We start from the raw sequence: 20574 nt of genomic DNA, 5'->3' as shown, positions 1-20574 counted from the left end.
TGAGGCTAGTCAACTAGAGGCTTTTTCAAGCCCCGGCCTTGAGGCCGAGGTAGTTGACTTGATCAACTCAAGGTATCGAGTATTAAGCACCAATCCAGCCAAGCCTTGCGCTTTTCCTGAGGAGAGCGCAGGAGGTAAGAGGGATGATAAGTCACGATGACCTTCCGGGGCTTGCCTTGTACAGTCAAATTGTGCACTTTGCCTCGATAAGGATTGAGCGTTTTGAGATCCGGGAAGAACCAGGATGCGGCCGGTTTGCCCATTGCCACAATGACTTCCGGATCGATCAGTTCGATTTGACGCTCAAGGAACGGACGGCAGGCCATGGTTTCGGCTTTTTCCGGCGTGGCGTTCAGCGGCGGACGGCACTTCAGCGTGTTGAAAATACACAAATCCTTCTCGCGGTCGAGCTTTGCTGCTTCAAGGATCTTATCGAGCAATTTGCCCGAGGGGCCGACAAAGGGCTGTCCCAAGCGGTCTTCTTCTGCGCCCGGCGCTTCTCCGATCAGCATCAGCCGGCAGGGCGGGTAGCCTTGTCCGAAAACCGGATGCAGTCGGCTGGAAGAGATTTCGCAGGCACGGCAGTCTTGAACGAGCTGCTTTAAGGTCTGCCAATCTGCTGTTGCGATCTGGTGAATACGCGCTTCGGTATAGGCTTCCGGTCGAACTCCGCGGGCCTCGCTGGCACTGCGATAAGCAGGTTTCGCAGCCGGCTCAGGTCGTGCACTTCTGGGCGGAGGAGCGTTGCGGTCGGAAATACTCGACGTGACGCGAGAGGGCGTCGTTGCAGAAGTACTGGCGACAGGCTTTGTGACAACCTCAGAAGTTTGAGGTGCACGATTGGCAAAAGAAGAAGCAGAAGCGGCAGCCGATGTGGGAGCCTGCGGCTGAGAATTCGGAGAAACAGCCGCAGCCTGCGCCTTGGCCTTTACAGCTTCTTTAGCAGCTTTAGCAAGCTTAGCAAGCTCATCTCGTTCGATCCATTGCGGACCGATCCCGAGCGCTTTCCATATTTCCGACTTCCTTTGATCAAGCACGTTTTATTTCTTCCTATATGCGTGCATCGTGATGGCGTCTTCCCGACCGTTGGGGGCAGTGTAGTAGCCCTTGCGTCGTCCCATCATGATGAATCCGAATTTCTCGTAGAGTTTAATCGCTCCGAGGTTGCCGGCTCGAACTTCCAGAAACCAATGCTCAATATTGCGTTCGCGGCCGAGTTTGCTCAGCTCATTCATGAGCATCGTGGCATAACCTTTACGGCGAGACAGCGGATTGACGGCGATGCGAAGCAGTTCGCCTTCGTCAAAAATACTGCTGAAAATCGCATATCCTTCAAGCTCACCGTCTCGTCTGAGAATCAGGCACGTATCTTTTTTGAGCGAGCCTGAGAATGACGTTCGCGCCCAAGGATCATAAAAAATGGAGCGGTCAAGAAGGACGACATCATCAATGTCATCCGAAGTCATTCGGGTGATAAGGAGATCTTCAGCCATAGGATTCTCAACGGGATTTTTCTGCTTTGCGTTCTTCAATCGTCAATGCGACATGATCTCGAACGTAAAGTGGGGACGCTTCTGCGGCGTCCACTGTTTTATTTTCTTCAAAATATTTTCGGGCGAGCGGTACGATCATTTGAGCGTTGACGTCGTCCGTAGAAAGAAGTTTCTTAGGAGCGGGATCTCTGATTTCATCGGCATAGATTCGGAAAGCATTTCCGCACAGGAATTCGGCGCCGTTGTCGTCTGCGATCGCTAAAAGCTCGGATGGTTTGCAAAGCGCTGGTGCCGTGACTTCCTTGAATTCATGATTTTCGTAACGGAAGACAGCGCAGTAGCACTCATGCATACGTGCATCGATCGCGGCCAAAAGGCGGGAGCCTTCTTCCAATGTTTCATGGTGGATGTAGGCGAGCGCGAGCAGGGTGTTGACGGGAATGAGCGGGATATTGAGCGCCCAGCCCAAACCCTGAGCCAAGCCGCAGGCAACGCGCAGTCCGGTAAAGGCGCCGGGGCCGGATCCGAAGGCAATTCCCTGAAGTCCTTCACGGCTGCCGCCTGCAGCAGTCAGACAGCCGCGGATCATTCCGAGAATGACTTCTGTGTGTTTTTGTCCGGGCTCGGATTGAAGGTAAGCCTCATGATCGAAACCGGTGACAGCGACGGAACACAGATTTCCGGAAGACTCAAGACAAAGTAATGCGCTTGCCATACAACACTCCTTATAGTGCAGAGTATTTTAGTCGGTCTGTGACTAAGGAGAAACGCGGGCAGAAGCACTCTCTTGGGCGGCAGGCGTGACCTTTTGATCGGCAGCCGCCATACTTTCCATAGCAGACTCCTGAATCGTGACGATGACCATCTGATGATTCAAATCGTTCATCTCAGCGAGTTTTGAAAGGAACTGATCTTCGTACTCGATCTGGGCGGGCGTCTTGAGCATTTTGGAAAGGACAAGCTGTTTGTTCGCCTGACGCACTTGCTCTCTTAACTCGCAGAGCTCTTGTTTTGAGAGGCGCTTGTATAGGACGTAAGGACGATCGTTATCGCGCGCATGCTGATGATTTGTCACAAAACGTTCACGCAAACGGCGTCTTTCCATCTTCGGAAGGAAAGACCGAAGCTCGGCGCGCTCTTCACTGGTCATGAGCCGCCAATGGTAATCACGGTGCCTGGCCGATAACGTCGGCCAAACAGAAGCACGGCCTTCGGCGTCCAATTTATCCCAGTGACATTTGGGAACGTTAGGATTAGAAGCTGCGTTTGGCGCATGCGGGCGAGGAATAGAGCTGTTTTCCTCGGCGGAGGAAGCGTCAATCACGACAGTTGCAGTCGTTTCTGACGGTGACGGATGTTCCGGATTATGAGCAGAACCGACTACGGGCTGCAGCAAGAGCAAAACAACGGGTAGATATCGGATCTCTTTCAAAATAAATGCCTCTTTCTTTTATTTTCATAATCCTATTCAACTTATTGCCCAAAAGGAATAGGGGCATGTAGCAAGAAAACCAAAAAGAGGATAAATTTTGTAGCATCATGTAATTTGTAAATCTTCCGACAGGAGATGCTATGCAAGAATCAGAGACATTGAGAAAAGACGGCGGAGCCCTCAGCAACAAGCGTCCTCCGCGCATCCTCGTGGTTGACGACGACAGCCGCTTACGCGATTTGCTTCGTCAATTCCTTACAAATAACGGTTTCCACGTATCTGTGGCAGAAAATGCCGAACAGATGAATCGTCTGTGGCTAAGAGAACGTTTTGACGCTGTGGTTTTGGACGTCATGATGCCGGGCGAAGACGGAATTTCCATTCTGAAGAGAATCCGTGCTTCCAATGACACAACGCCGATCCTGATGCTTACCGCTAAAGGAGAAGACATCGATCGAATCTTGGGCCTTGAATTGGGCGCCGACGATTATCTCCCGAAACCCTACAATCCCCGCGAACTGCTGGCCCGTCTGCATGCCATTCTGCGCCGCAGAGAGCCGGTTGATCCTCCCGGAGCACCGAGCAAAGAAGATGAAGTCGTTCGTTTCGGCAACTTCTCTCTTGATCTGGGTACTCGCAAACTTTCTAAAGGCGATGAAGAAATTCCGCTTACAACCGGTGAATTTGCGGTTCTCAAGACATTTGCACGTCATCCGAGAGTTCCGCTTTCCCGCGACAAGCTGATGGAAATGGCCCGCGGCCGCGAATACGAAGCCTTTGACCGTTCTTTGGACGTTCAGGTTTCTCGTCTGCGTAAAATTATCGAACCTGATCCTTCCAAACCTCGTTATCTCCAGACAGTTTGGGGCTTAGGCTACGTGTTTATTCCTGACGGCGCTTCCGACGCTCAGGATAAGAAATAATTTGTGATCGGAAAGTGAGGCAATATGGCAGACAAGGCCGGCAAGGAGGGCTTCGGTTCGCAGTTTTTTTCCGGGTTGTTTTGGAAAACCTTCGGAGCGCTCTTTATTCTGGTGCTGACCAGCGTCTGCGCTTGGCTCTACGGCTTGGCTGTCTTGAATGAGGCGCCGCGAGCCCAAGCTGCCTCACTGCGAATTACCGCAATTACGACACTGACCCGCTATGCGCTGATCAGTGCCGATACGAGTTATCGTTTTGACCTCATCATGGCATTGGCTCAGCGTGAGGGTCTGACGATACTCCCGAAAGAACCGTACGACCGTATTGTTCCGCTGGAAAGCGACAGTCTCAACGATCTGATTCTTGATAATGTCCGTTCGTCTTTGGGCAAGAAGACCATTCTTGCTCAGAGCCTGAACGGCATTCCCGGTTTATGGGTCAGTTTCGAGATCGATGGGGACGAATATTGGATCCGAGCAGAACGAACGGCCGAAAACCCTCGATTGGGTGCCAACTGGATGTTTTGGTTCGCAGGGATGCTGCTCATCTGCGCCCTGTTTACGGTACTTTTAACCAGCCGTTTGATTGACCCTCTCGCAAAACTCAGTGAGTATGCGCGAGAGCTCGGCCGCGGCGTTTTCCCGCAGCCCCTGCCTCTCGACGGTCCAAGTGAAATCCGTGAAGTTAACGAAAGCTTTAACGTGATGGTCTCAGACCTGAAGCGCTTGGCGAGCGACCGCGAGCTTCTGCTCGCAGGCGTCAGCCACGACCTTCGTACACCGATTACCCGATTAAGACTTGAAGTTGAATTAGCTCCGCTTTCCGAAGAGACGCGAGAAGCCATGTGCAGCGATCTTGATCAGATGGAAAGCATCGTTAAGCAGTTCATGGCATACGTCCGACAGGGCGAGGCCGAACTTGAAGTCGTCAATATTTCCGATACCGTCAGGCATGTGATTGCCGCCAATCGTGTAGCCTCACAGCCTGATATTCAGCTTCTTACTTCGATTGAAGACGGTTTGGAAGTCCGCGCCAATCCGACGGATTTAGCGCGTGCTGTTCAAAACATGATTGTCAATGCCGGCAAGTACGGCCGCAGCTCCGACGGCATTCTCCGTCTGTCCATTACGCTTCGCTATTTGAAGAAGCGAGGAGCAGCCGAATTGATTGTTGCCGATGACGGCAAAGGTCTCCCGGAAAGCGATTTAGAACGCGTTCTGCGTCCGTTTGAGCGCGGCGATACTGCCCGCGGAAATGCCTCAGGGACAGGATTGGGCCTGTCTATTGTCAACCGCGTCGCTAAGGCCGGCGGAGGTTCCGTCCGCTTAGCCCAGAATATTCCGAACGGTTTGAGCGTTCAGATGACGATTCCGGTGGTTCCGAAGGCTTCCGTCGTCAGAAAACTCACCGAAGGCAAAGAAACGCCGGAAAAGGCTGACTAAGCCCGAGCCTCAAGCAGGATGACTGCTTGAGCCACAATCCCTTCTTCTTTTCCCTCAAAGCCCAGCTTTTCATTGGTCTTGGCTTTGACGTTCACGCAGTCAGCGGGAAGCTGCAAAATAGCGGCCAAAGAGGCGTTGATCTGATCCATAAAGGGAGCAAGTTTCGGTTTTTGAGCAATGATTGTGCAGTCTACATTCACCGGTTTCCAGCCTTTATCCCAAACTTTTTTCAGAGCTTCCGAAAGCAGCTTGGCGCTGTCAGCGCCTTTATAAGCCGGGTCGGTGTCCGGAAAGTGTCTGCCGATGTCGCCCATGGCAGCGGCGCCGAACAAGGCATCGGTAACGGCATGAAGCAGGACATCGGCATCGGAGTGTCCGTCCAAGCCTAGAGAATGCGGAATCTGAACGCCGCCTAAAATCAACGGGCGTCCTTCGACTAAACGGTGAACGTCATAACCCTGGCCGACTCTGATTTTGCAGTTACTCATTATTTTCCTTTTCTTTGCGAGCTAAAAAGATGGCCCGTGCGAGCCAGAGATCCATCGGACGCGTGACTTTGATGTTGGTCGGAGTGCCCTCGACCAGTGCCGGATGCTTTCCGACAAATTCCATGGCGCTGGCTTCGTCCGTGACGGCCGATCCTGCTTCATTCATGGCCCGGGTTAATTCGCCGACAGGGAAACACTGCGGGGTCTGAGCAGCCCACAACCCGTCTCGACTTACGGTGCAGGCGATCGTTCCATTGTCGCCTTCTTTTTTGAGTGTGTCATTGACCGGAACGGCAAGGATGGCGCTTTCCTGATGCCTCCGGCAGTAATCCATCAGTTTGGTGACATCGGATGTCAGCAGGCACGGGCGGGCCGCATCATGGACTAACACCCAATCCGAAGATTTCAGGTTAGAAAACAGTATGCCGTTTTTAACGCTGTCGGCCCGTGTCTGTCCTCCTACACGTGCGATGCGGACGCGCGGATCTTCAAATGTCAGTCTCTGACCGATCATGTCGGCCGGGGAAATGACGACGACGAGCTCTTTAATGCGAGGCTCGTCGAGAAGCACTTGAACCGAGCGTTCCAGCATCGTTTTGCCGCCGATAAGTTCATATTGTTTCGGGCTGCCGGTGCCCATTCTTGAACCGACTCCTGCTGCGACGACGACTGCGCCGAAGACGGGTTCTTCCTTGTCCGGATTCATAGTCATAAATCAATGAGTAGAATTGGTTAGTAGTTTAGAACAAACCGCCAAAGTGGACTTAATCGCTCGTCGGCTCAAAATCCGCAGAAGCGTCAAGCTCTTGAACGCTGCGACTTCTCGGCGGAACATAGCGGAATTCAGTATGCTCGGACGCTCTTTCAAGCAGAGCCGCTTCTCGTCCCGCAATTCTGCCGAATACCACGGCATCGGTTAAGCCGATACCGCCCAAACGATCCTTTCCGTGAACGCCGCCGGAGGCCTCACCGGCAACGTAAAGGCCGGCAATGGGTTCATCGGAGGTATTTAAGACTTGAGCTTTTTCATTGAACTTGAGGCCGCCGCAGCAATAGTGAACGCCCACTCGTTCTTGTCCGACGTAAAAAGGCGGATAACTGATGGTCTGGAGCATAACTTTCTTGCCGAAATCCTTGTCCACGCCTTTGAGAACAAAGTCGTTGTATCTGGTAACGGTTTCTTCCAGAGTCTCTGCCGGACAGCCGATGAAGGCAGCGACCTGACGAAGAGAATCAAATTTTTTAACCGCTCCGTCAGCGAGTTTGTTCTCAAGAGACAAACCTTTTTTAGACTGGGAGTCAGTGATCACCCACATTGCTCTTTGCGGCTGCTTTAAGAGTTCGACGAGCACGTCTCCGTGAGACGCCCCTTCATTGACAAACCGAAGACCGTTTTTGTTCAGATAGATGTCTGCGCCGGTGTAGTCGACCAAGCGGCCGCCCAGGAAGCAAATCTTTTGAATCTTATCCAAATCAACCGTTGCTGCGTGGAAGGGTTTGGTGAATTCCAACGCATCGCCCCAAGCTCCGTCAAGATATCTTCCTCCGGGGTTCGCCGTCGAGGGCATAAGCGCCGAGATTTCAGAATTGAATTTGCGGCATAAAGCGTTGTTTGCCGAATATCCGCCGGTCGCAATGACCACGGCATTGCCTCGGATGTAGATTAGTTCATGGTTTTTGCTTTTAACAACGACACCGTTGACGTTGCCGGAAACAGGATCCTGAAGGAGGTCGGTGACCGGCTGGTCATACAAAAAGCGGACGCCGCGTTCGCGTGCTCTTTGGTTGAGTTTGAAGATGTAGTGAGAACCGGTGAAACCTTGGATCGTTCTGAAAGCGTAGGCCGAGGGAGAGCCGACGGCGACATAAGGTTCCGGGTTCCAAACCAGGCCGTGCGTTTCCAGCCAATCCATGGCCGCATCACTCTGAGAGAGCAAAATCCGAGCTAAATCTTTGTTGCCGATCCCGCCTCCGACCTCCATCATTTCTTCCAGAACAGCGTCTACTGATGTGTGGATTCCAAGCGGTTCAAGTCGCTTCGGGGAGACGGCTAAGAAGGAGCCGGTTGATAAGCGCGAGTGGCCGCCGAGTACGGGAAGCTTTTCAATAACGAGAATGCGATCGGCACCGTTTTCAGAGGCGGATAAAGCGGCAGACAGACCCGCTAAGCCGGAGCCGATTACAATGATATCCCATTGCTGCCCGAGGTTCATCGGAGTCTGTGCAAAAGAGATGGCGGGAGCCGCAGCTAAAGCGCTCAAACCCGTCAAGCCGGCGAGAAACTCTCTTCTGATCATTTCGCGGTAGCTTCGTTAAGAAGGATGAGCGCACGCGTGATTTCGGCGACAGAATCCGTTGCAAGTTTTTCGGAGGCGCGGCTGCGATGCATTTTGATCGTGGGGACGGAAAGTTCAAGGCGGTCAGCAATCTCTTTATTGGTCAGCCCCTCGGCGACCAGAGACAGCACTTCTTTCTCTCGGTTGGTGAGCTGCCGATAGCGGCGTTTTAATGCATTTAATTCGTTGACTTCTTCCGCTCGTCTGATGCCCAGCTCTACTGCACGGGTGACTTCTTGGTTCAGCCGCTCAGGATCGACGGGTTTTTCTAGGAAGGTCAGGGCGCCTTTGCTCATGGCGTTCACTGCCATTTGAATGTCGCCGTGTCCGGAAAGGAAAATCAGCGGGAAATGAGCAAAGCCGCGCTCAATGAGCATTTCCTGCACTTCAAGCCCGGTCATCTGCGGCATGCGCACATCTAATACTGCGCAGCCGGGAATGCTCAGGTTGTCGCGAACCAAAAACTCCGTCGGAGAGTTATAAGCAGCTACTTTCCAGCCGAGGGCCTCTAGCAGGATCTTGGTAGAAAACAACAAACTTTCGTCATCGTCGACGAGGCGGATCAAAGTATGTTCTTTATTCATTATTTTTCTCCGGATCTTTGGTCGCTAAACGATCAATCATAAGTTCGGCGCGTACGCCGCCTTTTGCCAGGCGTTCGAAATGCAGTGAAGCCGAATGCATGTCGGCAATTTCTCTCACAATGGAAAGGCCTAGGCCCAGACCTTCAGGCTTGGTGGACTCGGCGGCATGCTCCAATCGCGTGAACTGTTCATCGCTTAGGACCAGACCGTTATTCCAAACGGTAACTTTCCAGCGTTTGCCTGCCGGCTCTAAAGAGACGCCGAGCTTGGGTCGACCGGATTCTTTACTGGCAGCTGCGGCATTTCGGATTAAATTCAAAATTAAAAGTTCCAAGGAAAGAGGATCAGCTAAAACCGGCGCCGTGGCCACATCCGTACGGAAGGGAACTGCCGTTTTTGCTTCTTCCTGCTGATGGAAAGTTCGGATCGCCTTTTCTACGATTCGAACTAAATCGTATTCGATATGCGCGGGCTGCTCTTTCTTGGCGAATTTACGAACTGAATCCACAATGTGAGAGATGCGTCTGGTTTCCGCATCCATATTCTCGACGACCGTCTTGGTCAGCGGATCTTCCGTCATCCTGTCGTTTAGTCGCAGTTTCAAGACAGCTGCATAGTTCAGCAGTGCGCCTAAGGGCTGTTTTAACTCATGCGCAATGATGTTTGACATCTGCGAGATGACGCCTGAACGCTCGATATGCGAGAGACGTTTGCGTCCGAGCACAGCCTCTTGTTCGGCGGCGTTTTTAGCCTCTAGGGCGCCTTTGAGTTCAGCTGTCCGCTTGTTGACCAAATGGTGTACGCGCAGTTCGTTGCCGATTAAAAAGAGCAGGATGGTGAGCAGGATCAGCAGCTCAGTTTTATACCGTTGAAGAAGGGCGCCTAAAGAGTAGTCTCTGAGGTTCTCGTACATACCGAACTTTAGATCTCTCATCAGTCGGAGCACTTCTGTGTAATCGTAACCGGCAGCCCATTCGTTGCCCTGGAAAGGCGGCATTGTAAAGAGCGTACGAACGACGTCTTTGACGATGTCGTCAGGTGCATTCGCCAGCGAAGAGATCACAATGCCGGGATAAAGCGCACGAGTAGAGCGGCGGCAGTAGAAGGGCGACTCATCCTTGGCATTATCGTATGGATCGATCACTTTCAGCGAACCCGGAGCTACGAACCCTACGCCTTCGTAAGCTTCGAGAAGACAGGTCGGAAGAATGCCGACATCACTCGAGCCAGCAAGAACTTCTTCTACCGCTCCGAGATGACGTTCTCTTGTGAAACGCTCGCCTCCGAAGAAGCGATTCGGAGTATAGCCTCGCTCTTTCAACTCACCTAACGCCGCCCACCATTCACTTAAGTTTTCGTCGTTGGCGGCAGCTACGCGCTTGCCCTTCATATCTGCGATCGAGTTGATGTCATTGCGGTCAGCTCGGGTAATAAACACCGAACCCACAGACGCACTGGTCTTAGACGAGAAAACCGATTTCAAAGCAGCAATGTCGTGCGCGTTCAATTGGGGAATCGCCGCCAGCTGAAGATAAATTTCGCTCGGTGCAAAGAGCAAATGCGGCTTCAGGACATTGATTTCTTCTAAGAAATCATGGTTTGAAATATCAAAAAGCTTGAATAGGTATTTGTGCCCGAGCTGTGACTTTAGAAAATCGAAAGTCGGGTAGACGGCGTGCTCAGTGGTTTCAGACGGCAGGATTCCGATGTAGGCGACTCTGACTTCCCGAAGCTGAGTGGGTTCCTCCGCCTGAAGCGGATGAGCCGCCAGCAGCGCGCCGGCGCATAAAGAAAGCCAGAGTTTCCTAAACAACATCAAATCCTTGGGTGAAAGTGGTGAACTTATTATCTAAAAGGCTCGCGTTCAAAGAAAGTCGAGAAAACGAGCATGACGCCATACTCCGATTGTCCAAGAACAGCAGTTATGGGCAAAAGAAAACCGCCTAGAAAGGCGGTCTCAGTCGGTTGATTCTAAAAATTAGCCAGGGAATTTGTCCAGATCGAAGAAGATCTTGCTCTGTTCCAGACGAGACTTCGGACGAGTACGGTTGTGGTCGTCTTCGGCGTCGTAGCCCAAGGTCACGACGAGGACGGAATGCACACCGTAGTTATCAAGATTCAGGAGTTTATCCATCTTGTTTTCATCGAAACCTTCGATCGGTGTGGAATCGATGCCGAGGGAGGCAGCGCCGTAAAGCAATGCTGTCATTGCGATATAGGCCTGCTTAGTTTCCCAGTTGAGAGTTTGGCCGGAACGTTCACGCAGATCAATAAAGAATTTTCTGGATTCGAAGCATTCTTTGGCAATTTCTTCGTTGGCAATGCGGCCGTCTTTGATTTCCTGGTCGAGAAGGGTATGCTGGAATTTGTCGTCCAAACCTTTTCTAACGGCGATCACGACAAAGTCGGAGCAAGTGTCGATGCGGTTCCAGTTGAAGTCGGCAATTGCCGGACGAACGCGTTTCTTGGAATTGTCGCTTGTGCCCCAAAGGAAGACCCAAGGCTGGCTGTTGACGGAAGAAGGAGAGAGCTGAAGAATTGTCTTTAATTTTTCGACGTCATCACGAGGAATCTTTTTGTTGACATCGAATTTTTTAGCGGTAAAACGCTGTTCGGAAAGCTTTACGAAATCCATTATCGCGTCCTTTAAAAATCTTTAGTTTGAGAATAATCCAAGGAAATATAACAGTCTAATCATCCAAAAGTAAGACTGGAAGTCTCTGACATCTCAAAAAAAGAACATTGATGTTATGAATTCGGCCGCTAATCGACAAAATCATTAATACCAATGGCCAAGAAGGAATTACACTAAAGAAATTGTGCAGCGTTAAATTTATATGAAAAAGATTTTGGTGACCGGCTCCAACGGCTATATCGGAAACGCCTTGGTGCTGGCTTTGTTGAATCGGAAAAAAGAATTTACCGTGCGGGCAGCTGCCCGCAGAGGTTCGATTCTTAATTCCAAGTCCTTTGAGACGGTTCGGCTCGGAAGCCTGGAAGAAAGTCCGGACTACGTTGAAGCATTCAAAGGCTGCGACGTCCTGATCCATTGCGCTTCCCGCGGTTCGATGCGCGGTCACGAGGGCTGGCTCGACGAAGCTGCGCTGCACAGAATTAATGTCTTAGGGACGGTTCACATGGCGCGCGAAGCGCACCGCGCCGGCATCAGCCGTTTCATTTTCCTAAGTTCTCTGCAGGTGAACGGTCCCGAGACCCCGGCCGGGAAACGTTTCTATGCTGACTCTTTGCCTCGGCCGAAGTCTCCGATCGGCAAAGCGCTCCTGGAAGCAGAAAAAGAACTGATTCGCGTCGGCGAAGAGACAGGCATGGAAATTGTGATCGTCCGTCCTCCGCTCATTTACGGGCCGGATTGTCAGAATCTTTTCGGCGAGGTCAAGATCATGGTGGATTACTGTCTGCCGCTTCCGCTGAGATCCTGCAAGAGAAATCACCGTTCTTTAGTCGGCATCGATAACCTCGTCGACTTCCTGATTTGCTGCGCGACGCACCCGGATGCTGCCAACGAAACTTTCTTAGTTAGTGACGGAGAGGATCTTTCGACACTCAATATTTTTAAACTGCTGGCTAAAACGCACCATCGGCCGTGTCTGCTGTGGCCATTTCCGCCGATCCTTGTCCGACTGTTTAACAGTTACATCGGACGTCAGGCTTGGGAAGAGTTCTTCTTCCAGAGCCAAGTGGCCGACATTCATAAAGCTCAGCTGGTTCTCGGCTGGACTCCTCCGCTTTCGGTTGAACAGTCCTTCCGACGCTCTTGGGACGAGAATTTCTACCTCGGTTCTCACACGAGCTCGAAATAACCGTCATTTTTGAATTTGTTTCTCCGATTGTTTTAGATTAATCGTCTCGAAGAAGGAATGAGATGACGACTCTTTTGCAAATTCTTGCGGCGACTCTTTTATCGTCGGTTCTGTCCATTGTTTTAGCCGGACTGATCAGCTTTAAGTTTCTTGATCGATATATGAGTAAGATGCTCTGTATCTCGGCCGGTTTGTTATTGACAGTGGCTTTTACCCATTTACTTCCCGAGGCATTTGAAATTCATGAGAATGCAGCCTCGGTGGGCTGGACGCTGCTTGTGAGCGTGTTATTTCTGTTCTGCCTTGAATTTGCCTTAAGTCATCAGCATCATAGTCATGTAAATCCTCCGGAACACACCATTTCTGAATACATCAAGGGAAGCCAAAAGAGAAGTTCCGGCGCCGGCAACGCCATCTTGATCGGTGATGCGTTCCATAACTTTACGGACGGCATTTTGATTGCCAGCGCATTCATGGTGAGTTCAGGCCTCGGCTGGGTAACGGCGCTCGCAATTTTGGCTCATGAGATCCCCCAGGAAGTGGGCGACTTTATGGTTTTGCTCCATTCCGGATTTGAGCGCTCGAAGGCGCTTCTTTGGAATGTTATTTCCGGCCTGACTTCCATGCTCGGCGGTATTGCAGGCTACTTCCTCTTAGACCGAGTCGAATGGATGGTTCCGTACGCTTTTGCCATTGCTGCTGCTAGCTTTATTTATATTGCACTGTCTGACCTGATGCCGGAAATTGCGCACCAGGAAAAACCGGAACGTTTTTACGTACAGTTATTCTTTATTTTGATCGGTATGGCCATGGCTGTTTTGGCGACCGGAGGTCTGCACGAGCACTGATCTGTAGCAGTCATCAAACGCAAAAAAAGCCGCTCTCGAACATTACCTTTGATCCGGAGCGGCTTTGCTTGCTAGGCGATTACTTTCCGGTTGCTACAGGATTAGCGTCATCGTCAATCCACTGACTCCACGAGCCGACATAAAGTTTCGATCCGTAAAGACCGCTTAAATCCATTGCAAAGAGGTTCGCGGAAGCGTTGACGCCGGATCCGCAGGAATTGATGACCTTGTCCGGTGTACGGCCGTCCAGAAGTTTCAGGAATTCTTCACGCAGAACAGGCGCAGGTTTGAATCTTCCGTCGGGAAGGAAGTTCTCGGAACCCGGACGATTGACGGCGCCGGGGATGTGGCCGGCTTTGTGGTCAATCGTTTCGCCGATGCCTTGGAAGCGAAGGGCAGGGCGTGCGTCCACTTCTAAAAATTCTTTCGTCTTCAGATTGTCCTGAACGGTTTTCATCGGAACCGGTACTTCAAGCGGCTCAAGTTCAGGGATCTTTCCGTCTTTTAACGGCTCGGTCAGCTTGTCTGTCACCGGAAGCTTTTCTTTTTTCCAGGCCGTAAAGCCTCCGTCTAAGACGCAGACATTTTCCAGGCCCAGCCAGCGAAGTTCATACCAAAAGCGTGTCGCAAATCCGAGGGCGCCCTGATCATAAAGAACAACCTGACGATCGGGACGGATGCCGAAATATTCCATGGATTTGCGGAATGTTTCTCTGTCCGGCATCGGATGGCGTCCGGTTCCGTGCGCTACCTTGCCGGTGACGTAGCGGTCAAAGTCAACAAGAACAGCACCAGAGATATGTTCTTTGACATAGAGCTTAAGCCCAAGTTCCGGGTCTGCAATGCTGCAGGAGCAGTCGAGAATGATGATGTTGCTGTTTCCGCTGACTTTCTGATTCAGCATGAAAGTATGCAGCTCACGAGGCTCGATTAAAGTCGTAAAAATCATCACATTTAGGCGCGGAGACCTCTGCCTTCAGGCAGGGGAGGAAGCGCCTCCTCCTTTCGAATTTCTGTTAAATAGGTTTGTCTCTTTTCCAGCAGACGCAGCTTTTTATAGCTGATACCGGCTGAAACGTGGGTTCCGTCAAGTTTTCGAACATCAAAGTACCCGGATGATCGACGGCCGAAAATGAAGCCTTCTTCTCCCTTGCAGGCAACCTTGTCAAAAAGACGGAACCCCTTGACCTCAAAGGGAACTTGATTGCGCTTTCGAATGCCGCCTTTGAGGATGGAGAGTTTGTGAATCTGTCGGTTGTTCCGGCGGGTCTGCTTCTGGAATAGGAATTCGCAGAGCCTTTCGGCGCCGAGGTTGCCGGCGATGCAGAAAGCATCTGCACAATGCGATTTGGCAATACCATTCACGATCCGTGCATGCTTGGTTCGGTAGCCGTAGGTGTTTTGCACCTCTAGCTTCGGATGCGACGCCTTCAGGCGGTCCAAAACCTCCCAGCGCATAATTCCCATGAAGGTCTCCGCACGGAATGATTGTCCGCGCTTTGCCTTCAGCGTGATTTCACCGCGATGAAGGGCCTTATGGCACGTCTCACAAAGCGTAATCAGGTTGCCGGGCGAATCACCGCCCGTACGTCTGCTCTCCAAGTGATGAACATTGAGCACCGGGTCTTTCGATCTGCCGTGACAATGCTGACAAACGTGCCCGTCTCTGAAAAGAACGTACTCGCGGACGTTCCAGAAGCCGAGCTGTTCGCTCTCTTGGCACTCTTTCCCTGCAATGTCTGAATTCTTCAGCAGCTGCATGTCGAAGGAGGTCGTTTCCACGGAGATCTTCGTGACCGGCAGCAGTCGAATAACCGTTTCTATGCGCGACAAGTGCGCGTTGATTCGGTTTTCAACCGACGGAGCAAGCCAGCCTTTGCGCTTGGTGCGGATGCGGTTGTCGAACCTCGGAGCACGGTAGCGCATTTTGCGGTTACGGCGGGACTGCCGTAATGCGCGACGAGCAGAGAGCAGATCGGTGATGTCCTGTCGGAGCTCGACTTCGGATGCATAAAGTTCAGCCTTTTCAGTTGAAGCGGAAAGGCCGACATGCTTGTATCCGGCATCAACACCCAGGCTTACCGGCTGTTTGGACTCGCCGGTCGCAATCGTCAGCTGTATGGTGAAAGGCGTTCGCCTCTTCACAATAGCTTTCTTCTCTTTAAGCAGAAGGCGCGCTTTTGCCGGTGAACAGGGCATCAGCGGTTTTCCGCGTTTGTTCCAAACCAATACTCTCAAGTTTGTCTCCTCGGTCTTTCGACCGGTTGTGATCCTTCGCCAATGTTGGAAGGGGTTTCAAGCCGACAGCACCGCTCCTACCTCTCAGAGCTTTTAACCATCGGCCGCAGAGCGCGGGACTAGGATCTGCATCCCGCGGTGCCTGTGCATTCCCGACCAACGTAGTCCCCGAACAGCGGACTGAGGCTAGTCAACTAGAGGCTTTCACAAGCCTCGGCCTTTAGGCCGAGGTAGTCGACGGAACACCTCTTTTTAGTGATTAGTCGATTTTAGGCTTCATTACAAATCTTCGAAGGCTCATCCGCTATGAATAAGTACACTTGAGCGCTTGAACGATTTTTGAGCAAACTAACGCAAAAGCTTACATTTAGTGCCTCAGCTTGAGTGAAAACCGTCTAAATATCGAGATATGCCTGTAGGATTGTCAAAAAGTTGTTCGCTAACGTCTAAATGAGCGAAAATGCTCATGACGCAAACAAATATAAGGATTATCGGAAATGGGAGAAAAGGCCCCTGAAATTTCTTCTCTGTCTTTTGAAGAAGCTCTTAAGGAACTGGAAGCCTTGTCGCAGCGCCTGTCTCAAGGCGGTCTGCCTCTGGAAGAATCTGTTGAAGCTTATGCTCGCGGCTCTGAACTGCGCAAACACTGCAATGACTTGTTAAAACGCGCAGAAGACAGAGTACGTGAACTGGATCAAAAGTTCGGCAATCAGCAGGATGATGACGAACCTGAAGAAACCCCGGTAAGCCGCCGTTCCCGTCGAAATGACGACGATATCCCTTTCTAAGAAGTTATGACTGTTGCTTTTAAAGATTGGGTAAAGGCTTGCCAGCAGAGGGTTGAAAAAGCAGCTGAAAATAATCTTCCTCAGGAAGCTCTTATTCCCCAAAAACTCCATTCGGCTATGCGCTACTCCGTCATCGGAGGCGGTAAGCGCGTGCGTCCGCTGCTTGTTTATGCCGTCGGACAAATATATGATGCCGATCCCGAAAACCTGGACCTTACGGCCTTAGCTGTTGAATGCGTCCATTCTTATTCCTTGATTCACGATGATCTGCCGTGCATGGATAACGACATACTGCGCCACGGTAAGCCCACTACTCATGCGGCTTTTGGTGAAGCAGTGGCCATGCTTGCAGGCGATGCACTCCAGCCGGAAGCCTTTCTGTTCTTAGTCAGAACGAAGCTGCCTGCTGAGCAGAGAATTAAGCTCGTCGAGCTTTTGGCCTACGCATCTTCCACGCGAGGCATGTGTGGAGGGCAAGCGATTGACCTGAGCGTCGTCGGCAATCAGAAGATGACGATTGAAGAGCTGCGCCTAATGCACTCGATGAAAACGGGGGCGCTCCTTAAGGCCTCAGTACTTCTGGGTGCGTTTGCCGGAAAAAAGACTCCTTCACAGCACGATCTTTCGCAGCTTGAGGTTTATGGAAATGCTATCGGTTTGGCTTTCCAAATCGTCGATGACATTTTGGATGTCGTCGGCGATACGGCTGAGCTTGGTAAAACAGCCGGTAAGGATGCTTTAGGAGATAAACCGACTTACGTCAGCCTGCTTGGCCTGGAAAAAGCCAAAGAACTTGCTGAAGAACAATATTTAATTGCCGCCAAAGCCGTTGAAGGGCTCAGCGAAGATTTGGACGGCAAAGAACGTTTAATCGAAATCGCTGATTTCATCATCAGAAGGACTCACTAAGAAGTAAGCAGCGATGACTACCATTCTCGAAACTATTAATTCTCCGGCCGATTTAAAGAAATTGTCGATGCCGGAGTTAAAACAGCTTGCAAACGAACTTCGTACTTTCATTATCGATAACGTTTCCAAGACAGGCGGCCACCTTTCGTCTTCTCTGGGAACCGTCGAGCTGGCTATCGCTATTCACTACGTGTTTGATACGCCGGAAGATCGGTTAGTTTGGGACGTCGGCCATCAGGCTTATGCGCATAAGATTCTGACGGGGCGTCGGGACCGCATGTCGACGCTTCGCCAGTACAAAGGCTTGTCCGGCTTCCCGAAGCGTTCGGAAAGTCCGTATGACTGTTTCGGAACGGGTCATTCTTCCACTTCTATTTCCGCGATTTTAGGCATGGCCGTCGCGGCAAAGACCTTGGGAAAGAAGGGTAGAAGCCACATTGCTGTCATCGGCGACGGTGCAATGACCGCGGGTATGGTGTTTGAGGCCTTGAACTGCGCGGGCGACATGAAGGATCTCCGCCTGCTGGTGATCCTCAACGACAATGACTGTTCTATTTCTCCGCCGGTCGGGGCTCTAAAGAATCACTTTACACAGCTGATGAGCGGACAGTTTTACGCTCAGGCCCGAGACATCGGCAAAGCGATTGTGCGTCCGTTTCCGAAACTATTCGATCTAACGAAGCGTGCTGAAGAGTACAGCAAGGGTATGGTGGCACCTCACTCCACGCTGTTTGAAGAATTCGGAATGAACTATCACGGTCCGATTGACGGTCATGACTTAGAAGTGCTGATTCCGGTGCTTCAGAACATGAAACAGCTCAACGGGCCGCTGGTACTTCACGTTGTGACGCAAAAGGGTCATGGTTATGCTCCGGCTGTCGACAATCCGACTAAGTATCACGGAATTTCTCCGTTTGATTCAAGCAAGGGAATCGTTCCTTCTCCGCATGCCAAGACCTACACTGAGGTATTCAGTGACTGGCTCGTGGATATTGCGCGCAAGGATCCGGGCGTGATTGCGATCACGCCAGCGATGAAAGAAGGCTCCGGATTGGTGGCTTTTGCCAAAGAGTTTCCGAACCGTTTCTTTGATGTTGCGATTGCCGAACAGCATGCCGCTACTTTTGCAGCCGGTCTTGCAGCGGAAGGCTTAAAACCCGTCTGTACTTTCTATTCAACTTTTTCTCAGAGAGCTTTTGACCAAATCGTCCACGACGTGGCTATTCAGGATCTTTCGGTTCTGTTCCCGCTGGATCGCGGTGGTTTAGTGGGTGCGGACGGTGCAACGCACCACGGATCGTTTGATTTGTCTTTCCTGCGCTGCATCCCGAACCTTGTGATTATGGCGCCGTCGGATGAGAACGAATGCCGTCAGATGCTTTATACCGGATACAAGCTCGATCATCCTGCTATCGTGCGTTATCCGAGAGGCAGAGGACCCGGCGTTCCGGTTGATAAAGAAATGCATGAACTGCCGCTCGGCAAAGCTCGTCTGGTGCGTACCGGAAATGCACCGAAGGGCGCCAGAGTTGCAATGCTGGCTTTCGGAAGTATGCTCGCTGAGGCCAAAGCAGTGGCAGAAAAAATCGATGCCACCGTGTACGACATGCGTTTTGTAAAGCCGGTTGACGGCGATGCGATCGAAGAAGCTGCAAAAAATAATGATCTTTTAGTGACTCTGGAGGAGAATGTCATCATTGGGGGCGCCGGTGATGCATGCCTTGAGGTTTTAGCCGCAAAAGGTATTCCTGCGGATGTATTTCAGATCGGAATTCCCGATCGTTTCATCCAGCAAGGAGATAACTTACATCTTTACCAAGAATGCGGTATGGATGAAGAATCGATTTTGAATAAGATTGAAGAACGTCTCAAAAGAATAGGGTAATTTTGGAGCCTTCTTATGGAGCTCAAGACTGACGAACATATTAAAAAGCTCAATACCTTCGGTGTTGACGCAAAAGCGAAGAACTTTGCCGAGATCCGTTCCATTGAGGATTTAAAACAGGCAAGAGAACATCTCCGGCAGCAACCTCAGGACTTTATGGTCATCGGAGGCGGCTCTAATGTATTGTTTAGAGAGGATTATCCTGGCTTCCTGCTGCGGATGATGATTCCTGGTTTTGAGAAGATCAGAGAAGACGACGAACATTATTTCGTTCGTGCCGGAGCCGGCGAGGTTTGGCACAGCTTTGTGCGCAAAATGCTTGATGCCGGAATGCCCGGTCTTGAGAACCTGGCTTACATTCCCGGTACCGTCGGTGCGGCTCCGATTCAAAATATCGGTGCTTATGGCTTAGAAGCCGCAGAGTTCATTGATTCAGTTGAATGCTTTGATATGGACACCGGTGAAGAGCGGACGCTGACCAATAAGGAATGCGACTTCGGCTACCGCCACTCAACGTTTAAGAAGCCGGAAAACCGTCATTTGGTCATCACTGCTGTGACGTTCAAGCTTCCCAAGAATTGGGTTCCCAACACTTCCTATAAAGCGCTTGCCGAAGAGATCGAGATCAACAGCTTCCCCGAGCTCTCTCCCCAAGACGTTTACTCCTGCGTGATTTCACTGCGCCGCAGAAAACTGCCGTCTCCGGTGAAGTTCGGAAACGCCGGAAGTTTCTTCAAGAATCCTGTCGTCGACAGAGAGACTTTTACAAGTCTTCTTCGGACCAATCCTTCTTTAGTTTCTTATCCTTTGGCCGGCGGTCGTTTCAAGCTTTCCGCCGCCTGGCTGATCGACAATGCAGGTCTTCGCGGTTATCGCATGGGCGACGTCGGTGTTTGGGAAAAGCAGCCGCTTGTTCTTGTGAATTACGGACAGGCAACGGGTGAGGATATCTACGCGATGGCTCAAGACGTGAGACTTCGCGTCAAGAACTGTTTTGGCGTCAAGCTCGAGCCGGAAGTTGCTATGGTCTAGGTGAGTTTCCGCAGGCGAAGGCTCTGCGGAACTAATTCGTCCAGTCTTTTTTATTAAAGCCAAGGGAGGGACCGACGTGGTCCAAGAGTTCCTTGGCTTTTTCAATTCCTTCGTTCGTGAGGACTCGAGAATGCTTACGTATGCATTTCGGTTTCTCGATAAAACCATCGTCCACTAATCGGTCCATTGCCGTCCAATCGTGACTTTTCCAAGACATGCGGACATCCGGCTTGCCTTCTTCGGTAAAGGAAGTCAGATAAAGAAGAGCCAGCGTCAGCTCGTCGATTAATTTGTCGCGTTCTGTTTTTTCCAAGACAATCTCCTCCAATTCACGAGACATTCAGTCTAATCTTCAAG

Annotated in this window: 21 protein-coding genes; 8 read left to right on the top strand and 13 right to left on the bottom strand. The window is 51.2% G+C overall.

Annotated elements, in window-relative coordinates; all coding sequences use genetic code 11:
* Positions 1–62 precede the first annotated feature (62 nt).
* The 4 genes from HMPREF9439_RS10360 to HMPREF9439_RS10345 are packed head-to-tail and all read right to left on the bottom strand — an operon-like array spanning position 63 to position 2925.
* Positions 63–1037 carry a uracil-DNA glycosylase gene (locus HMPREF9439_RS10360; RefSeq protein ID WP_008864820.1) on the bottom strand — a complete coding sequence of 325 codons (975 nt, stop codon included), beginning with the start codon at positions 1035–1037 and terminating at the stop codon, positions 63–65.
* 3 nt (positions 1038–1040) lie between these two features.
* A complete protein-coding gene (rimI, locus tag HMPREF9439_RS10355; protein WP_008864819.1) occupies positions 1041–1493 on the bottom strand; it encodes a ribosomal protein S18-alanine N-acetyltransferase in 453 nt (150 codons plus the stop codon).
* A gap of 7 nt (positions 1494–1500) precedes the next feature.
* Positions 1501–2208 carry a tRNA (adenosine(37)-N6)-threonylcarbamoyltransferase complex dimerization subunit type 1 TsaB gene (gene tsaB / locus HMPREF9439_RS10350; protein WP_040603609.1) on the bottom strand — a complete coding sequence of 236 codons (708 nt, stop codon included), beginning with the start codon at positions 2206–2208 and terminating at the stop codon, positions 1501–1503.
* 42 nt (positions 2209–2250) lie between these two features.
* The gene (locus HMPREF9439_RS10345) at positions 2251–2925 is read right to left on the bottom strand and encodes a hypothetical protein (protein ID WP_008811041.1); all 675 of its coding nucleotides are present in this window, start codon (positions 2923–2925) and stop codon (positions 2251–2253) included.
* A gap of 140 nt (positions 2926–3065) precedes the next feature.
* Here HMPREF9439_RS10345 and ompR point away from each other — a divergent pair, with 140 nt between their 5' ends.
* On the top strand, positions 3066–3848 hold the full coding sequence (gene ompR / locus HMPREF9439_RS10340; RefSeq protein WP_008864815.1) for an osmolarity response regulator transcription factor OmpR: 783 nt from the start codon (positions 3066–3068) through the stop codon (positions 3846–3848).
* A gap of 24 nt (positions 3849–3872) precedes the next feature.
* On the top strand, positions 3873–5288 hold the full coding sequence (locus HMPREF9439_RS10335) for an ATP-binding protein (protein ID WP_008811043.1): 1416 nt from the start codon (positions 3873–3875) through the stop codon (positions 5286–5288).
* On the opposite strand, the gene ispF is transcribed toward HMPREF9439_RS10335, so the two are convergent.
* The 6 genes from ispF to HMPREF9439_RS10305 form a co-directional block, all read right to left on the bottom strand.
* On the bottom strand, positions 5285–5776 hold the full coding sequence (ispF, locus tag HMPREF9439_RS10330) for a 2-C-methyl-D-erythritol 2,4-cyclodiphosphate synthase (RefSeq protein ID WP_008811044.1): 492 nt from the start codon (positions 5774–5776) through the stop codon (positions 5285–5287). The two genes, HMPREF9439_RS10335 and ispF, sit on opposite strands and share 4 nt — an antisense overlap.
* Positions 5769–6488 (bottom strand): 2-C-methyl-D-erythritol 4-phosphate cytidylyltransferase, encoded by a 720-nt coding sequence (gene ispD / locus HMPREF9439_RS10325; protein WP_008864814.1) that lies wholly within the window; start codon positions 6486–6488, stop codon positions 5769–5771. The genes ispF and ispD overlap by 8 nt, the downstream gene beginning before the upstream one ends.
* A 52-nt stretch (positions 6489–6540) precedes the next feature.
* A complete protein-coding gene (locus tag HMPREF9439_RS10320; RefSeq protein ID WP_008864813.1) occupies positions 6541–8073 on the bottom strand; it encodes an FAD-dependent oxidoreductase in 1533 nt (510 codons plus the stop codon).
* Positions 8070–8696 (bottom strand): response regulator transcription factor, encoded by a 627-nt coding sequence (locus tag HMPREF9439_RS10315; protein WP_008864812.1) that lies wholly within the window; start codon positions 8694–8696, stop codon positions 8070–8072. The genes HMPREF9439_RS10320 and HMPREF9439_RS10315 overlap by 4 nt, the downstream gene beginning before the upstream one ends.
* Positions 8689–10512 carry a sensor histidine kinase gene (locus HMPREF9439_RS10310; RefSeq protein WP_008864811.1) on the bottom strand — a complete coding sequence of 608 codons (1824 nt, stop codon included), beginning with the start codon at positions 10510–10512 and terminating at the stop codon, positions 8689–8691. The genes HMPREF9439_RS10315 and HMPREF9439_RS10310 overlap by 8 nt, the downstream gene beginning before the upstream one ends.
* 162 nt (positions 10513–10674) lie before the next feature.
* The gene (locus HMPREF9439_RS10305) at positions 10675–11331 is read right to left on the bottom strand and encodes a nitroreductase family protein (protein ID WP_008864810.1); all 657 of its coding nucleotides are present in this window, start codon (positions 11329–11331) and stop codon (positions 10675–10677) included.
* Positions 11332–11533: 202 nt separating this feature from the next.
* On the opposite strand from HMPREF9439_RS10305, the gene HMPREF9439_RS10300 reads away from it, so the two are divergent.
* Both HMPREF9439_RS10300 and HMPREF9439_RS10295 read left to right on the top strand, forming a co-directional pair.
* Entirely contained in the window at positions 11534–12517 is a 984-nt protein-coding gene (locus HMPREF9439_RS10300; RefSeq protein ID WP_008864809.1) for an NAD-dependent epimerase/dehydratase family protein, read from the top strand.
* Between the two features lie 62 nt (positions 12518–12579).
* On the top strand, positions 12580–13365 hold the full coding sequence (locus HMPREF9439_RS10295) for a ZIP family metal transporter (RefSeq protein ID WP_008864808.1): 786 nt from the start codon (positions 12580–12582) through the stop codon (positions 13363–13365).
* 79 nt (positions 13366–13444) lie between these two features.
* Here the strand turns inward: HMPREF9439_RS10295 and HMPREF9439_RS10290 are convergent, their stop codons facing one another.
* Both HMPREF9439_RS10290 and iscB read right to left on the bottom strand, forming a co-directional pair.
* On the bottom strand, positions 13445–14314 hold the full coding sequence (locus HMPREF9439_RS10290; protein WP_008811053.1) for a sulfurtransferase: 870 nt from the start codon (positions 14312–14314) through the stop codon (positions 13445–13447).
* 5 nt (positions 14315–14319) lie between these two features.
* The gene (gene iscB / locus HMPREF9439_RS10285; RefSeq protein ID WP_087942016.1) at positions 14320–15603 is read right to left on the bottom strand and encodes an RNA-guided endonuclease IscB; all 1284 of its coding nucleotides are present in this window, start codon (positions 15601–15603) and stop codon (positions 14320–14322) included.
* Positions 15604–16100: 497 nt separating this feature from the next.
* On the opposite strand from iscB, the gene HMPREF9439_RS10280 reads away from it, so the two are divergent.
* Genes HMPREF9439_RS10280 through murB form a run of 4 tightly spaced genes read left to right on the top strand, consistent with a single transcriptional unit; the run spans position 16101 to position 20217 of the window.
* Positions 16101–16391 (top strand): exodeoxyribonuclease VII small subunit, encoded by a 291-nt coding sequence (locus HMPREF9439_RS10280; protein WP_008811055.1) that lies wholly within the window; start codon positions 16101–16103, stop codon positions 16389–16391.
* A 6-nt stretch (positions 16392–16397) separates the two neighbouring features.
* Positions 16398–17300 carry a polyprenyl synthetase family protein gene (locus HMPREF9439_RS10275; RefSeq protein ID WP_008864806.1) on the top strand — a complete coding sequence of 301 codons (903 nt, stop codon included), beginning with the start codon at positions 16398–16400 and terminating at the stop codon, positions 17298–17300.
* 13 nt (positions 17301–17313) lie between these two features.
* Entirely contained in the window at positions 17314–19185 is a 1872-nt protein-coding gene (gene dxs / locus HMPREF9439_RS10270) for a 1-deoxy-D-xylulose-5-phosphate synthase (protein ID WP_008811057.1), read from the top strand.
* 15 nt (positions 19186–19200) lie between these two features.
* Positions 19201–20217: a UDP-N-acetylmuramate dehydrogenase gene (gene murB, locus HMPREF9439_RS10265; protein WP_008864805.1), complete on the top strand. Its 1017-nt coding sequence runs from the start codon at positions 19201–19203 to the stop codon at positions 20215–20217.
* Positions 20218–20248: 31 nt separating this feature from the next.
* Here murB and HMPREF9439_RS10260 read toward each other — a convergent pair whose 3' ends face one another.
* Positions 20249–20530, bottom strand: a complete 282-nt coding sequence (locus tag HMPREF9439_RS10260) for a DUF6429 family protein (protein ID WP_244862439.1) — start codon at positions 20528–20530, stop codon at positions 20249–20251.
* Between the last annotated feature and the right edge of the window lie 44 nt (positions 20531–20574).

The organism is Parasutterella excrementihominis YIT 11859 (genome assembly GCF_000205025.1).
Lineage (GTDB): Bacteria > Pseudomonadota > Gammaproteobacteria > Burkholderiales > Burkholderiaceae_F > Parasutterella > Parasutterella excrementihominis.
The sequence above is the reverse complement of the archived record's forward strand: the minus strand, read 5'-3'. Positions and strand labels throughout refer to the sequence as shown.